The sequence below is a fragment of the Saprospira sp. CCB-QB6 genome (genome assembly GCF_028464065.1).
GTDB lineage: Bacteria > Bacteroidota > Bacteroidia > Chitinophagales > Saprospiraceae > Saprospira.
Genome location: NZ_CP116808.1, coordinates 1,144,146 through 1,159,999, shown reverse-complemented (window position 1 = coordinate 1,159,999; position 15,854 = coordinate 1,144,146). Strand labels below are relative to the sequence as shown.

Annotated in this window: 10 protein-coding genes; 2 read left to right on the top strand and 8 right to left on the bottom strand. The window is 46.5% G+C overall.

Features of this window, described 5'->3' with window-relative positions; translation table 11 throughout:
• Positions 1-107 precede the first annotated feature (107 nt).
• The 8 genes from PPO43_RS04440 to PPO43_RS04405 form a co-directional block, all read right to left on the bottom strand.
• The gene (locus PPO43_RS04440) at positions 108-872 is read right to left on the bottom strand and encodes a BatD family protein (RefSeq protein ID WP_272620604.1); all 765 of its coding nucleotides are present in this window, start codon (positions 870-872) and stop codon (positions 108-110) included.
• 81 nt (positions 873-953) lie between these two features.
• Positions 954-1,571 (bottom strand): tetratricopeptide repeat protein, encoded by a 618-nt coding sequence (locus PPO43_RS04435; RefSeq protein ID WP_272620603.1) that lies wholly within the window; start codon positions 1,569-1,571, stop codon positions 954-956.
• A 3-nt stretch (positions 1,572-1,574) separates the two neighbouring features.
• Positions 1,575-2,585 carry a vWA domain-containing protein gene (locus PPO43_RS04430; protein WP_272620602.1) on the bottom strand — a complete coding sequence of 337 codons (1,011 nt, stop codon included), beginning with the start codon at positions 2,583-2,585 and terminating at the stop codon, positions 1,575-1,577.
• Positions 2,586-2,592: 7 nt separating this feature from the next.
• A complete protein-coding gene (locus tag PPO43_RS04425) occupies positions 2,593-3,594 on the bottom strand; it encodes a vWA domain-containing protein (RefSeq protein ID WP_272620601.1) in 1,002 nt (333 codons plus the stop codon).
• Positions 3,595-3,602: 8 nt separating this feature from the next.
• Positions 3,603-4,523 (bottom strand): hypothetical protein, encoded by a 921-nt coding sequence (locus tag PPO43_RS04420; protein WP_272620600.1) that lies wholly within the window; start codon positions 4,521-4,523, stop codon positions 3,603-3,605.
• A gap of 418 nt (positions 4,524-4,941) precedes the next feature.
• Complete coding sequence (locus tag PPO43_RS04415; RefSeq protein ID WP_272620599.1) at positions 4,942-5,820, bottom strand: DUF58 domain-containing protein; 879 nt, start codon at positions 5,818-5,820, stop codon at positions 4,942-4,944.
• A 2-nt stretch (positions 5,821-5,822) separates the two neighbouring features.
• Positions 5,823-6,818, bottom strand: coding sequence for an AAA family ATPase (locus tag PPO43_RS04410; protein ID WP_272620598.1), 996 nt, complete (start codon positions 6,816-6,818; stop codon positions 5,823-5,825).
• A 492-nt stretch (positions 6,819-7,310) separates the two neighbouring features.
• A complete protein-coding gene (locus PPO43_RS04405; protein WP_272620597.1) occupies positions 7,311-8,705 on the bottom strand; it encodes a DASH family cryptochrome in 1,395 nt (464 codons plus the stop codon).
• Between the two features lie 521 nt (positions 8,706-9,226).
• Between PPO43_RS04405 and PPO43_RS04400 the strand changes: the two genes are divergently transcribed.
• Both PPO43_RS04400 and PPO43_RS04395 read left to right on the top strand, forming a co-directional pair.
• On the top strand, positions 9,227-14,884 hold the full coding sequence (locus PPO43_RS04400) for an Ig-like domain-containing protein (protein ID WP_272620596.1): 5,658 nt from the start codon (positions 9,227-9,229) through the stop codon (positions 14,882-14,884).
• A 234-nt stretch (positions 14,885-15,118) separates the two neighbouring features.
• Positions 15,119-15,751 carry an ABC transporter ATP-binding protein gene (locus PPO43_RS04395; RefSeq protein ID WP_272620595.1) on the top strand — a complete coding sequence of 211 codons (633 nt, stop codon included), beginning with the start codon at positions 15,119-15,121 and terminating at the stop codon, positions 15,749-15,751.
• The last annotated feature ends 103 nt before the right edge of the window (positions 15,752-15,854 follow it).

The following is a 15,854-nucleotide window of genomic DNA, read 5'->3' as shown; positions in this document are numbered from 1 at the left end:
GCTCGCAGTTCTGCTCGGCCCTGCGCCGCCTTCGGCGGCTGGGTCTGGCCCTTCGGGCCACCCTTCCACATCGCTAGGCCAGCCTGCGCTTGGCCAAGCCCTTTTCCCTAAAGCCGATAAGTTTTCTGCTCTTTGGGTTGTTTTTGGGGTTGGCTGTCGGGCCCCAACAAACCTGGAAACTGATCCTCCATTTGGCGGAAAAGCTGCTCAAATTCTTGGTCCATATTTCTAAGTTGCGGATCGAGTTGCTTGAGCAAGGAGTCGGGATTTTGCAGATAACGCTGCATGAGCTCTTGCTGCCGCTGCATCAATTCTTGCATTTTGGCATCACTCAAGTTGCCAAAACCCTGCATATCAAAATTGTCAAAATTAAATTGATCTAGGTTGAAGTTGTCCAAATTGAAATCATCGGGCTGCATATTAAACCCCTGACCAAAAGGAGACTCTTCAGAGAAAGGCGAGAAGCCAAAGAAATTGCCTTTTTGGCCATTTCCTCTCAATGGACCCTCTACCACGAATACAGAACCATTGGGACTGCTATAGCTCTGTCCATCAATAAGGGCCGTAGCCGCAGGTAGGGCCAAATAACCCGCATAACGGGCCTTTAGGCTAAAACTATAGGTCGTTTTGCTGCTTTTCTGCCCATTGATAATAGAAGTTTGGCTACTACTAGATGTGCCAATTACCTCAAAATCAATAAAGTTGGGTTGTTGGAAATCTACTTGCCCCCCATTTTGAATATGGTAGTGCAATTGAAAAACATCTTCGGTTCCTACCGTATCATAAGGAATTTCCAAAGAAATGCTGGGCATTTGGGCCTGCAGCCCAAGGGCCAAAAATAGCCCCATCAAAGTACTAAAAAGCGTTTTCATTATGCAGTTGAATTTAAAAATGAAGAATAACATCTTGGAGCCGCCTGTCTAGGCCTCCAGCTCATTATAAATACAATTTGCTTACCAGTCTTTTTCTGGATTTTGGCGATTTTTAGGTTGCTTTTTCTTTTCCTTTTGGGTGTCTTTATCTTCTTTCTCAATCATCTCCATCATGCGTTCCACCTCATCTTTCGACATTTCATCTGGAGGGGGAGATTCTTGTTCTTCTTGTTCTTTCTTTTCGTCATCTTTGGGCTTGGGGGGAGGGGGCTGCTGCTGCTTGATGGTCCGCAGTACCTGGGCCAAGTTGTGTTTGGTCTCTACATCTTTGGGCCGAATGCGCAGCGCATTTTTATAGGATTCTACCGCTTCTTTTAGCTTTTGTTCTTTAGCGTAAACATTGCCTAAATTGTGGTAGGCCCTAGCTTCAATCTCAGGGTTTTCTGCCTGCTGAATGGCTTGTTTATAATGCTCTACGGCTTCTTCATAATTTTGAGCATTATATAATACATTGCCCAGATTATACCAAGCCTTACTATTGTTTTGGTCCGTTTGCAGCGCCTTCTGATAACTTTGTCCCGCCTTTTCTTGCTCTCCAGAGCGATAGTATTTATTCCCCTCAATTAGATTCTTACGAGAAGATTCTTGGGCCAATAGCCCAAAGGGCAGCGCTAGCAGAAAAAAAATAATTATTCTCATCGCTTATGATTTTTTACGGTAGGCCAGAAAAAACTCAAAGAAGAGGAAGAGTAGGGCAGGAGCCAACAAATATTGATAATAGCTATCAAAATCATCATATTGTAGTTCATCAAATTCCTGCTGCTCCAGCTTTTTAAAATCTTGGAGCAAGGCGGGCAAAATATTTTTCCCTTGGTCAATATCAAAGGCTCTGCCGCCGCCCACTTGGGCCAATTCGGCCAACATCTTTTTATTGGTGGCGGTTACCACTTCCTCTCCTCGCTTATCTTGGTGAAAACCTAACTCATTTTCTCTTTGCAAAGGAATTTTGGCCCCTTGACTAGAGCCTACACTAATCGTATAAGTAAAAATGCCATTTTGGCGGGCCTGTTTGGCCGCTTCCAAGGCTTTGGGGTTATGCTCTTCTCCATCAGTAACAAAAACAACTGCTTTCTGATGCTGTTTGCCATCTGGTTGAATTTCCGATTTCTGGACCAATTCTAATACTTTTTCAGGCGTACTTCCCTGTACCAATTCAACCTCTTCCAAACCATTATAAAGGAAAACCTGAGCCGAACTATGATCTAAGGTCAAAGGCATTTGCAAAAAGGCTTCTCCTGCAAAGAAGATGAGTCCCACTCGATTATTGGCTAACCCTTGCAAGAGCTCTAAGCTAAACAAACGAGCCTTTTCTAAACGGTCCAATCCCTTAGGTTGTACATCCTTGGCCCACATACTCCGAGAAAGGTCCAGCGCCAAATAAACATCTACGCCAGCCCGCTCTACTTTACGGCTCCGACTTCCCATTCTTGGGTTGGCCCAAGCCAAAATCATAAGACTGAGGGCCAAGCTAGCCAAAGCAAACTTGAGCCTGTTTCGCCCAGGAGCAAAAGCAGGGATCATCCGCTGAAAAGCAGCCCAACTGCCAAAACGCGCCCGAATTTGGGCATTGACCCGCTGCGCCCTAATAAAAAGAATGATAATTAGGGGAATGCAGACTAGTAGGGCCAGCAAACTGGGAGATTCAAACTGCATAATAAAACTATTGGACGATGCTACGCAATACGGTTTGTTGAAGAATAAGATGAAGCAGCAGCATAAGAACCGCTAAAAATAGAAAATAATGATAAAGCTCTTTATGACGAGTAAAGGTCTCTTTCTCAATTTTTGAACGCTCCAATTTGTCAATCTGAGCGTAAATTTTCTCTAAGCTTTTTTCATCTGTGGCCCGAAAGTAAAGGCCGTTGGTGCTCTGCGCAATCTGCTGCAAGAGCTGTTCGTCAATTTCTACTTCTGTTGGACTAAAGACAAAGCTGCCATTGGCTTTGCGGTAAATGGGCGCCAAGGCCCGCCCTCTGGTCCCTACGCCAATCGTATAGACTTTAATGCCCAGCTTTTTGGCGGCTTCTACCGCTTGTAAAGGCGGAATCCGTCCCGCATTATTAACGCCATCTGTCAATAAGATAATGACTTTACTTTTAACTTGGCTTTTTTGTAAACGACGCACCGCATTGGCCAAGCCCATCCCAATGGCCGTGCCCTCTTCAATTAAGCCGCATTCTACCCGACTAATCAACTGCTTGAGCATGCCATGATCTGTGGTTAATGGACATTGTGTATAACTGCGACCCGCAAAAAGAACAAGCCCCAAACGATCATAAGGCCGCTGATCAACAAAACTTTGAACAACCCGCTTTGAAGCATCCAAACGATCTTCCTTGAAGTCACGAGCCAACATACTACTCGATACATCTAAGGCGACAACAATATCTATCCCATCAGCCTTGATGCTCTCTTTGACCAATACTTTTTGGGGACGAGCTAGGGCCAAAACTAACAGGGCTAAGACCAAAATTTGTAACCAAGGCAATAACGGACGCAAACGACTGCGCCAGCTCTGGGTTTGGCCCAAACCTGCCGTAGAAGATAACTCTAGATCTGCATAATAATGGGTCCGTTTTCGCCAATACCAAAGGAAAGGCAATAAGGGCAAAAGAAGCAAGACCCAAGCTTGTGCAAAAATAATAGATGAAAGATCGGACATGCTCTAGCTTAATTTGAACTATTGCGGAGCGCTTCCTGCTGCTCTACATATTCCAACATTTTATGAATAAATTTTAAGGCAAAATCATTAGCTGCGGCCAAGGGAGAGGCTTTGGCATATTTGACCAAATCCGCCGTCTCCAAAACTTCTCGAAGGTCCAAAATTAAGGTTTGCTCCAACTGATCGTAACTCACCTGAGCCAAAAGCTGATTGGTCGTCGCCTCTAATGCCTTAATTTTAAATCGACGATGCAAATAAGTGCGAATAATCCAACTTATGCCCGTGTGATAGTCCGCCCACTCGTTTCGCTCCAAATGCTCCTTGGCCAAAAGCCGCTCTAATTCCATACGAGCCAGTTGCTCTGGGGATTTTCGTCCCTTGCGCTCCTGCGCCTTTTTGTACAGCAGATAAGCCAAAAAGCCCAAACCACCCAAAAAGAAGATCAGCAGAATCACCGCAATAATGGGCAAATAAGTAAAGAACCATTCGAGCAGTTTTTCCATAAAACTCTGAGGTTCCTCCATAATATCCTTAATGGGGGCCATATAAGTAGAATCGCCCCGAATACCTGCCGGAAATTTCACCAGAATCATCGGAACCTGTACCCAAATGCTGTCTACTTTTCCATCTTTTTGATAGACAAAAGGTAAATCAGGCAACTGATAATGGCCCGTATCCCAAAAAGTCAGCGTAATTTTTTTCTCAAAACTATTGAGGCCCTCAGGGCTAGTTTCCTCCAATTGCTCCGAAAGCCGAATGATTTCCACCGATTTATTATCCCAATATTCCGTGGGATTGGGCAAGCGCACCAGCAATTCTTCTCGACTCTCCAAGCGCATTTTGGCCGTCAATTGGTCTCCAATCAAAAGCTCGGTGCTATCGGCAGAAAAGGTGACGACGGGCTGGGCATAGCCCAATACAGGCAGCAATAAGGCAATAATAAAGGCGATAATTTGGGGCCTCCGCTGCGGGCCTTTGGCCCTTGCGGCGGGCTGGTTGTCGCAGCTCGCTATTCGCTCGGCCCTTCGGCGCAAAGCGCCTCGGTCTGGCCTGCGGCCACTGCTTTCCATCCCTCAGCCAATGAAGTTCTTCGCTTTGGCTATCCTTGGTTTTTGCGGTTTGTAGCTCGCTAATAGGCCAAGGGCTGGCCTGGCCTAGCGATCGTAGGCAGTGCGGCGCAGCCGCAGACCAAGGCCCTTGGGCCGCAGGGCCGAGCAGACCTGCGAGCTGCCGAAGGTAGCGCCTGCCGCAGGCAGGAGGCCCCAAATCCTACTCATCATAGGATAAAAACAATAATATATATAGCGTATCCACAAAGGGCGGTGCATCATGGTATTTTCTGGTCATTTATAAGGCGGGGCGTTCTTGGAAAAACTGCCGTAGCGCCCCCACAAAGGGTTGGTCGGTGCACAAACTGAGCGAATCGATGCCCAATTTGCCAAACTGCTCTTTAAAAGTTTGCGTTTGTTGCTCAAAGCGCTCTTTATAAGCTTGGCGAACGTTGGGTGAGGCGCTATCTATCCAGCGCCAATTGCCTGTTTCGGCATCTCGAATGGGCAAAAGGCCCAAATTGGGAAGTTCTACTTCTCGGGGATCATAGACCTGCAGGCCCACCAAATCGTGTCGGCTAGCGGCCACCTTGAGGTAGCGCCCATAATTGGGGTCCAAAAAATCGGACAAGAGGAAGGCCGTGCAGCGCTTGCGCACTAGGCCCGTCAGGTAGCGGAGGGCTTGGTCAATATCGGTATGTGGACTTTCTGATTGGCATTGCAACAGCTCGCGGATAATGCGCAGGCCGTGATTTTGCCCTTTTTTGGGGGGCAAATATTGCTCAATCTTATCGGAAAAAAAGATGACGCCCACCTTATCGTTATTTCGGATAGCGGCTAGGGCCAAAGTGGCGCCCAGCTCAGCCATAAACTCCCGTTTATTGATATCGTGGCTACCAAAATTGGTCGAGGCACTGACATCGACCAAAAGCATAAAATTTTGCTCTCTCTCTTCCTCAAAAACCTTGATATAGGGCGTGCCCGTGCGGGCCGTCACATTCCAATCAATGTTTCGGATATCATCTCCATATTGGTAGCTGCGCAGCTCGCTAAAGGACATCCCTCGACCCTTGAAATGGGTTTTGTAGCTGCCCGAAAAGGCCATAGCAGAAAGGCCTCTGGTCCTTAACTCAATTTTGCGCACTTTCTTGATTAAATCTCGAACTTGCTGGCTCATGTTTAAGGGACCTTTACCGTGTTGAGGAGTTGTTCAATAATATCTTCTTGGCTAATATTTTCGGCTTGGGCTTCATAGCTTAGACCGATACGGTGGCGGAGCACATCGGGTGCGATGGCTTGTACATCTTCTGGAATCACATAGCCTCTGCGGCGCATATAGGCTTGTGCTTTGGCCGCTAGGGCCAGGTTGATACTTGCTCGAGGCGAACCGCCATAAGTAATGAGATCTTCTAGATGGGCGAGGCCGTGTTCTTTGGGGAATCGGCTAGCAAAAACGAGGTCCAGAATATATTGCTCGATGCGTTCGTCCATATAGACTTCTCGGACGGTTTTGCGGGCGCGCAAAATATCTTCAATGCTGGCTACTTTTTGGACCTGGCTAAATTCTCCGCTCATATTCAGGCGGATAATTTGGCGTTCCTCGCTCTTTTTGGGATAGCCAATTTTGGCCTTGAGCATAAAGCGGTCGGTTTGGGCTTCGGGCAAGGGATAAGTTCCTTCTTGCTCGATGGGGTTTTGGGTAGCGAGGACCAAAAAGGGCTCTTGCAGTTTATAGGTTTTTTCGCCAATTGTGACTTGTCGCTCTTGCATGGCTTCTAGCAGGGCGGATTGGACCTTAGCGGGGGCACGGTTAATCTCATCGGCGAGGATGAAATTGGCGAAAATGGGGCCTTTACGGACAGAAAAGCTGTTGTTGGCGGGATTGTAAATCATGGTCCCCAAAATATCTGCAGGCAGCAAATCGGGGGTAAATTGAATCCGTTTAAACTCTGCATCAATGGCCTTAGATAGGGTGTTGATCGCTAGGGTTTTAGCCAAGCCGGGGAGTCCTTCCAAAAGAACGTGTCCTTTGGTGAGTAGGCCCATAAGGAGGCGCTCAATCATGTATTCTTGGCCAATAATCACCTTAGAGGTTTCGGCCAAAAGGCGTTCGATCACATGGCTTTCTGCATAAATGCGTTCGTTCAGGGCTTGAATATCTGCCGAAGATTGCATCTGTATTATTTTTTTAGCCTTTTAAGGGCTTGGATGTTAATTATATAAGGGAGTTGGGCTTTCCCTTTATTTTTTAGTGTTTAAGGGCCCTAAAATAGGCATTTTTTTAGGCTCTACTAACTTGGGCCAAAATTAAATCATTTTAGAAAGGCTTTAGGCCTCTTTTTTTACTTTTAAATCTCTCTTAATGTTTTAGGGCATTGTTGTGCTTGCTTAATGTTGCGTATAGAAAGGCGCGCAGCGCCTTGGCTGAGGGATGGAAAAGGGGGGGCGTAGGCCAGACCGAGCCGCTGTAAGCGGTGGCAACAAGGCTGAAGGCCGCAGTTCGATGACCGAAGGGAGTAACGGCCGAGCGAATAGCGAGCCCTGACAACCAGCCCCTAAAGGGGCGCCAGTTCGACGACCAACGGGAGTACCCCGCCCGACCCGCCTGCAGGGCGGGGCAGCCCCAGAAAATAAAAAAAGTCCAGCAGAAGCGCTGGACCTTGAATATTATTGCTTTGGTTCTTTGGTTATAAATTGGCGGCTATCCAGCTCGTGGATATCGCGGCTATCCACCTCTTGGAGTTCGGGCAGCCAATATTTGATATATTCGCCTTCGGGATCGTAGCGTTTACTTTGGCTGATGGGGTTGAAATAGCGATCTTCTCTGGGGTCGTTGCCAACGCCAGCGATGTAGAGCCAATTGACCCAGTTGCTGGTCACATCATAGTCAATTAGGGTCGATTCGAAATATTCGGCACCTAGTTGCCAATTGACTTTGAGGTCGTTGATCAGGTAGCTAGCGACATTTTGGCGGCCGCGGTTGGACATAAAGCCAGTTTTGGCTAATTCTCTCATGTTTGCATCGATAAAAGGTTGCCCAGTTTGGCCAAGCATCCAATTTTCAAAAGCCTGCATATTATTGGAGAGTGATTTTTTCTTCTTGCCACGGAGTCCGGTGTATAAGAAAATTTGGTGGCCATATTTTTTGCCCATAAGGCGGAAGAAATCGCGCCAGAGCAGTTCAAAATAGAGCCAATAGGTTGATTTATTCTTTTTCCGTTCGTTTTCGTAGCGTTTCAGCTCGGCATAAATTTGTTTGGGGGAGAGGCAGCCTTGGGCGAGCCAGGGGGAGAATTTGCTAGAGTAATCGGGGCCCAGCAGGCCGTTGCGGGTCTCTTTATATTTAGCGATCGCATCGGATTCCCAGAGGTAATAATGTAGGCGTTTGAGACCTTGAGTTTCTCCGCCTTTAAAATGCAACACGCTACGTTCGTCCTTGGGGGGCGTTTCCCAGCCAAAATCGCTTAATTGTGGAAGTTCTCCCAGGGCTAATCGGTGGCTCCAGGCAACAAAACTTTGGGGTTTGGGGAGCGGTTCTCGAACAGGCGTTAGCTTTTCAACTTCCTTGCGAAACTGAGTAAAAACATCGGGTGTATGGGCAATAGGGAAGGGGAGATCTTGGGTGTAGTAGAGCATTTTGCCTCTAAAAAACCGAATTTCTTGCCCAATCGTCCAAAGTTTTTCTTCTAAGCGATTTTGTTGAACTTCTTCCTCATAAGTCTTTTCTCGGTTGCAAAACACCCAGCCTGTTTTGAGTTCTTGGGCCAGCTGAAAAATCTCTTCTTCGGCCTTTCCTGTACGGATAATGAGATCAATGCCAAGGGCTTGCAGTTGTTGGCGCAGGTCGGCCACAGCCTCAATAATAAATTGGCAGCGTCTGGGGCCCGTTTTGGCAAAGCCTGCTTCCGTTTTGCCCTTAAATGTCCGTTCATCAAAGACATAGACGGGGTACACCTCCTCGCCAGCCTTCAGGGCTTCGGTGAGCATTTCATTATCATGTAGTCGCAAATCTAGGCGAAACCAAGCGATAACTCTTTTCGCTTTTTTGGGCGGAGCAGACATATATTAAGACTTATTTTAAATTCTAGCTGTTAAGCTAACAATATCTAGGCTTTTCTTTTTTTTTTTTTCTGCTTTTTTGTCTTTGAGGATGTGTAGTGAAATATATTATTGTTTGAATATGGGTTTGTTTTGGGGCTGCCCCGCCCGAAGGGCGGGTCGGGCGGGGTACTCCCGTTGGTCGTCGAACTGGCGCCCCTTTAGGGGCTGGTTGTCAGGGATCGCTGCTCGCTCGGCCGTTATTCCCTTCGGTCATCGAACTGCGGCCTTCAGCCTTTTTGTCGCCGCTTACAGCGGCTCGGTCTGGCCTACGCCCCCCTTTATCCATCCCTCAGCTAGTCGCTTCGCTCCTAAAGTAGGGCTTTATTGGTCTAGTTAGCGGAGAGAATAAAAACAAAATATGAAGATATGTTATGTAACAGGGATAGGCGTTAAAGAGGGTTTGTTTTCAATTGAAAAATCCTTAACTTTACCTAGGAAGATTTCACTAATTTATAACTCTTCATCAAACTTAAATTTAAACGATGCGAAAAACGTTAACACAATTAGGTTACTGTGTAGCGCTGTTTTTGGCTAGTTGGACCTCTTCGCAGGCTCAGCTAAGCCTCCCTTATAATGAGGATTTTGAGGGCGCCACAGCGGGTACTTATGTAGCCACGACCAACCCTGTTCCTGGCCTTACAGGTACAGGATACCAATGGGAATTTGAGGAAAATACCACGAACTGTCGTCTTCGGACAGATGCTGGCTCTGCCTTTTATCATGGAGGTAGCCGAGCAATGACATTAGATGCAGAAGTAAGTGGTACCTTAGGAATTTCTTATTTAACCTTTACAGGGGATTTATCCCCCTACCTTGGATCTAATGATCTAGAACTTAGCTTCTGGTGGATGGATCATGGTGATGAGGTGCACCCTGAAGATCGCGTTTGGATCCGTGGTAGCAATACTGATGCTTGGATTGAGATCTATGATTGGACTGCAAATACTACTTTAGGGACTTACTTCAATGAAACAGGATTTGATATTGATGCGATTTTAGCCGCCAATAGTCAATTGGTCAGTAGTACTTTTCAAGTGCGTTTTGGTTGGTCCGACAACTTTGAAGCAACTAGTACTACAGGTTCTGACGGATTCACCCTAGATGATTTCAGTATTACAGGAACAGCTCCAGTTCCAGATAATGCTGGAATTACAGCTTTGGTCGCACCAACAGTACCGGGTATCGCTGGTAACCAAGCAGTAGATGTGACGTTGACTAACTTTGGAACTAATGCCCTAAACTCAGTAAATATTGACTGGGAAATGAATGGGGTGATGCAAACGCAGGTAAATTATAGCACTTTAGTAGCACCTCAGGCTAGCGTAAATGTGAACTTAGGTAACTACAACTTTGCTACTGGTTCAACGACAATTAGAGCTTGGACTTCTTTGCCCAACGGCAATACAGATAACTTTCCTGGCAATGATACTTTGACGCTGACATTTTGTACTAGCCTAAATGGTAGCTACACTATAGGAGGTGCTGCTGCCGATTTTGCCACAATTGGAGATGCTGTAGCTGTGATGTATAGCTGCGGAATTAGTGGTCCAGTTACGTTTAATATTCAGCCTGGTACTTATACAGAAAACATTGCTTTGGTTGGCCCTATTGTAGGAGCTTCTGCAACTAATACGGTAACCTTTGATGGTGGAAACCCTGCCACTACTATTGTAACTCATGATGGTTCTGGCACAGATGGTAATGCTACCGTTGCTCTTGATGGAGTAGAGTGGATACGCATCCAAAACTTAGGTATTCAAAGTACTGGATCTACAGATATTTGGGGGGTATTCTTGACTAATTCGGCCAATAATAACCAAATCCTCAATAACCAAATTACAATGCCTTATACATCAGGTATTTTTGATGTAATTGGGATTTTAGCTTCAGGAAGCTATATCAATAACTATACAGAAGGCGATAATGCAAACTATAACCTTATTCAAGGTAACGCTATTTCTGGAGGAGACTATGGAATCCGCTTTGAGGGGGCTAGCGCAACCCCCAACATAGGTAACCGCTTTGTGAATAATACGATCTCAGGTGTAGATGACTATGGTATTTATATGGATGACCAAGATTCTGTAGACATTATTGGAAACAGCGTGAATGACCTTCGCTATACCTATGCTGATGCAATTTATTGCTTTGACTTGATGAACTTCCGTATCAATAGCAATAATGTGTATGCCCCAGATTATGGTATCTATGTTTCTGACGGAAACTTTGATGCTACGCCTACTCGTCGTGGAGAAATTATCAATAACATGTCTATCGCTGAAGGTACTTATGCCATTTATCTAGATGATGTGAATGAGACTGATGTTTTCCATAATAGTACCTGGAACAAAAGCACGAGTACTACTAGTGCTTCATTCTATGGTAATGACTTGCTAGATGTAAATGTAGTGAACAATATCTTTACTGCAGACTTCGGTTATGTTTTCCGCCATGCTGATGCTTTGGCCCTAACCGATATGGATCACAACTTGTTCTTCCGCTTTAACGCTGGAACAAACTTTATTCAGTTCGGCACATCTAACTATGTAGATGTAGTGACTTGGCAAAATAGTAACACTTTCGGCCATGGTACTAACTCTGTGGAAGCTGATCCTGTATTTTTTGGTCCAACTGATCTACACGTAGATGGAGCCTTTGCCAATGATGCAGGAGATAATACCTTAGGCGTTACTGTGGATATTGACGGAGAATCTCGTCCATTTACAGGCGCAACAACTGTAGACATTGGAGCAGATGAATATCGTCCTAAAGATAATGACGCAGGTGTTGTCGCTTTAGTGAACCCTACCTCTCCTTTAACTTCAGGCTTTCAAGCCGTCACTGTACGTGTACGCAATTTTGGTGTACAAGATTTAACGACTTTTAATATTGATTGGACCTATAACGGTGCCACTCAAGGAACAATTGGCTACACTGGAGCTCCTGTTGGACCTCAGCAAGAAGTAGACGTTACCCTAAGTAATATCAACTTCCCCGCTGGACAAAATGTAGATTTTGTTTTCTGGACCAGCATGCCCAACGGCCAAATCGATGACCGTATGAGCAATGATACGCTCTATGCCGAGCTTTGCCAAGGTCTAGTTGGTACTTATACTGTGGGTACACCCACTTCTGACTTTCCCGCTATTACTGATGCCGTTGCTCGCCTTTACCAATGTGGTGTGGCTGGTGCCGTCACTTTCCAAGTCGCTCCAGGCGTCTATGCTGGGCAACAACTAGCCCTAGTCGGAGAAATCACTGGCGCAAGTATGACGAATACTATTACTTTTGATGGTGGCGATACCGCAACTACTTTCCTTACACATGACGCTTCTAATAGCCAATATGCTACTGTGTTGTTTGATGAAGTCGATTATGTAACGGTACAAAACTTCAATATTGCGACTACTGCCGCTTCTGGAGATGATGGTTGGGCTGTACATTTTACCAATGGTGCAGATCATAATAGCATCCGAAATAACTACATCTCAGCGACTTTCCAAACTTCTGTCTTTGATGTGATTCCTGTGGTTATTTCAGGAGAATATACCAATGACTATACAGAGGGTAATAATGCTAATTATACTCTTATTGAGAATAACTATATCACTGGTGGTGAAATGGGAATTCACATCGAAGGCGCTAGCGCCGCTCGCAACAAATACAACCGTATCATCAACAATACAATTGTAGATTTTGATGACTATGGTATCTATCTCGACGACCAAGATTCTATCGAGATTAACTACAATACGATTGAAACAACTGTGGGCTCTACTTTCAGTGATGCAATCTATTGCTTCGATATTATGGACTTTACGATTAACTACAACCGTGTAGTGACAGAAGATTACGGTATCTATATCTCTGATGGTAACTTCGATGGCGCTATCACTCGCCGTGGACAGATTATCAACAATACTGTCTTCTCTAAGAGTGATGATGCACTCTATATGGATGATATCCAATATGTAGATATCTGGCACAATACACTAGTAGGTTCTGGAAGCTCTTCCGCTTCTGGTCTTTATATGAATGACCCCACCGACCTAGATATTCGTAATAATATCTTTGTGGCCGATAATGCTTCTGCCTACGCTTTCGAATCTGCAGATGCCCTGCCCTTGGCCGCTATGGATAATAACGTATTCTATAAGGCTAGCGGAACTAACCATATCGATTATGGTACAACTACTTATGACTTGGCTACTTGGCAGGCCTCTGGCCCCTATGGCTATGATGCCAACTCTTTGGATATCGACCCTCAGTTTGTCGCTAACTACACTGACCTACACGTTCAAAACATCCAACTCAACGCCGCTGGAGCCCTTGTAGGTGTTGCCACTGATATCGATGGAGAAACTCGCCCCTCTGCAGGGACAAGCTTGCCCGATATCGGAGCCGATGAGATTACTATCTTTACGGATGATGCCGTAGCCGTTGGTGTTGACGCACCTAGCGTAGGAACCTGCGAAAACGCCAATGAAGTTTTAGTGATTACGCTATCTAATAATGGGAGCAACAGCATCAGCAATGTACCCGTAACCGTAAATTTGAACGGCCCCAACGGTACGCAAACCTTTAACGCTACTTACGCAGGTCCACTAGCCTCTGCCGCTCAAGATACTCTCACTGTAGGTACCTTTAACACTACTGGTGGCGGAAACTATTGCTTCGAAATTATTACACAGCTAGCTGCCGACGCTAACGCAAGCAACGATACCGCAAACGTTTGTGTGAGCATCGCTAATCCTAACCCCACTTTCATGGGAGACACTACTTGTGTAGGAAATAGCGCTAGCTTGACCTCTATGCCCGCTGGCGGAATTAGCTGGTACGATCAAGCTACTGGCGGTACACTCTTGTCTACCGATCCCGTATTTACTACTCCTGCTCTTCAAGTATCTACTACTTATTATGCAGAGATCACTTCTTGTGCTGGTGGTACAACACGTACCCCCGTTACGGCTACAGTTGTCGCTACCGCTAACCTAGACCTTGGCCCCGATGCAACTATCTGTGAAAGCAGTCCTATTGGATTGGCCGCAGCACCTGGCGCTCAAAGCTATCTCTGGAGTACTGGCGAAACTGTGCCCGGAATTATTACTAGCGTGGAAGGCCAATACGCCGTGACCATGACTGATGGAAATGGTTGTGTTTTGACCGACTCTATCCAAATTTCTTTCTTTCCCGCCCCCACAGTTAGCGCTCAATTGAGCACACTTAGCTGCGGACGGGACGGTAACGGTGCTGTTGATATCAGCCTAACTGGCGGTACCGCTCCTTTCTCTTTTGATTGGACCACTGGCGCTACTACTGAAGATATCTCTGGACTAGATGTTGGAACTTATACCGTAACAATTACCGACGATAACGGCTGTGAGTTTACCGAAACTTATCCCGTTAATGGCCCAGCCCCGATCAACTTTAACTTTGTGGCTAATGGTGTAGACTGTGGCAATGCTGGTACCCTCCAAGCAGGCGTACAAGGTGGTACAGCTCCCTATACTTACAACTGGAGCAATGGCGCAACTACTGCCGCTCTAAGCAACGTCCTCGATGGCGAAACTTATAGCGTAACCGTTACCGACGCTATCGGCTGTACTTATGACGAAAGCTACACAATTAGCGCTAACCCCGCTTTGACAATCAATGTAGATAATATCGTAAACGAAAGCAGCGACTTCGCTGGCTCTATCGATATTTCTGTCTCTGGCGGTGTTGGTCCTTACTATATCGTTTGGAATACTGGAGACACTACCGCTAGCATCAATAACCTCGTTTCTGGCCAGTATGAAGTTACTGTCTACGATCGAGTAGGTTGCTCTACTAGCCAAATTATCACTGTGGCTTATACTCAACCCACTAACATCAATGGAGTTGAAGGCCTTAACCAATTGAACCTCTTCCCCAATCCTACGCAAGCTGTTGCTCAGCTTCAACTTGAACTAGCCAAGGAAGAAGAAGTACAATTGACGATCTTTAACCTCAATGGCCAAGAAGTACAACGCTTCCCCAGCCAATTGGGCCGTAACCATAACTACCAAATTAACCTAGCCAATTATAGCGCTGGCGTTTATCTCGCTCGCATTATCGTGGGTGAGCAAGTATTGACCGAACGCATTATTTTGCAGAAATAAGCCAAAATATTGTACTTTTGAGGGGAGGACAGTTCGCTGTTCTCCCCTTTTTTATGCCCTTTTGGGGCCTCCGCAGCAAGCTGCGGCGCTACGTTCCGGGGCTCGCTATTCGCTCGGCCCTTCAGCGCTGCGCGCTTCGGTCTGGCCTTCGGCCACCCCTTCACGCCCCTAGGCCGTTTGGCCTGCGGCCAAGGCGGCAAAGCCGCCATTTTTTGGACCAGAAACTTCTTTCCTATGGACCTACACGTTCAAGATGTTAGTTACCAATATCCCGATGGAAAACAGATCGATTTTCCCAATTTTACTTGCCCCGCCGGCGAACAACGCCTGCTCTTAGGCCAATCCGGCTGCGGCAAAACCACCCTGCTCCACCTGATCGCTGGCCTCCGAAAATTACAAAGCGGAAGTATCCGCCTAGGAGAGCTAGCCCTAGAAAATATGAAGGGCCAATTAGATGAGTTTAGAGGCCAAAAGGTAGGCGTCGTCTTTCAACAGGCCCACCTGGTCCGCTCCCTAAATGTAGAAGAGAACCTTCTAGCCGCTCAGTATTTTGCCAAAATCAAACAAGATAAAAACGCCATTTCCCAGTTGCTAGACCGCCTAGGCCTAGCCGATAAAGGCAAGGCCAAACCCCATCAATTAAGCCAAGGCGAACAACAACGCATCGCTATTGCTAGAGTGCTACTGCGCCGCCCCCAACTCATCCTCGCCGATGAACCCACGGCCAGCCTAGACGATAAAAATGCCAAGGAAGTGGCCCAACTCCTCCGCGAACAATCAGAAGCCCTAAACGCTAGCCTGCTGATTGTAACCCATGATGCCCGCCTCAAAAAACTCTTTCCCCAACAAATTTTATTGGGCCAATAATTTGCAGCGAGCAGGCGCAAAGCGCCTCGGCTGAGGGATGGAAAGGGGGGCGGCGAAGCCGCAGACCCAGCGGGCAAAGCCCGCGCAGGGCCGAGCGAACAGC

Excerpts from the sequence above, each read along its gene's own strand:
- PPO43_RS04435 (WP_272620603.1), bottom strand. The coding sequence starts at position 1,571 with ATGAGAATAATTATTTTTTTTCTGCTAGCGCTGCCCTTTGGGCTATTG.
- PPO43_RS04405 (WP_272620597.1), bottom strand. The coding sequence starts at position 8,705 with ATGTCTGCTCCGCCCAAAAAAGCGAAAAGAGTTATCGCTTGGTTTCGC.
- PPO43_RS04440 (WP_272620604.1), bottom strand. The coding sequence starts at position 872 with ATGAAAACGCTTTTTAGTACTTTGATGGGGCTATTTTTGGCCCTTGGG.
- PPO43_RS04415 (WP_272620599.1), bottom strand. The coding sequence starts at position 5,820 with ATGAGCCAGCAAGTTCGAGATTTAATCAAGAAAGTGCGCAAAATTGAG.
- PPO43_RS04430 (WP_272620602.1), bottom strand. The coding sequence starts at position 2,585 with ATGCAGTTTGAATCTCCCAGTTTGCTGGCCCTACTAGTCTGCATTCCC.
- PPO43_RS04400 (WP_272620596.1), top strand. The coding sequence starts at position 9,227 with ATGCGAAAAACGTTAACACAATTAGGTTACTGTGTAGCGCTGTTTTTG.
- PPO43_RS04395 (WP_272620595.1), top strand. The coding sequence starts at position 15,119 with ATGGACCTACACGTTCAAGATGTTAGTTACCAATATCCCGATGGAAAA.
- PPO43_RS04410 (WP_272620598.1), bottom strand. The coding sequence starts at position 6,818 with ATGCAATCTTCGGCAGATATTCAAGCCCTGAACGAACGCATTTATGCA.
- PPO43_RS04425 (WP_272620601.1), bottom strand. The coding sequence starts at position 3,594 with ATGTCCGATCTTTCATCTATTATTTTTGCACAAGCTTGGGTCTTGCTT.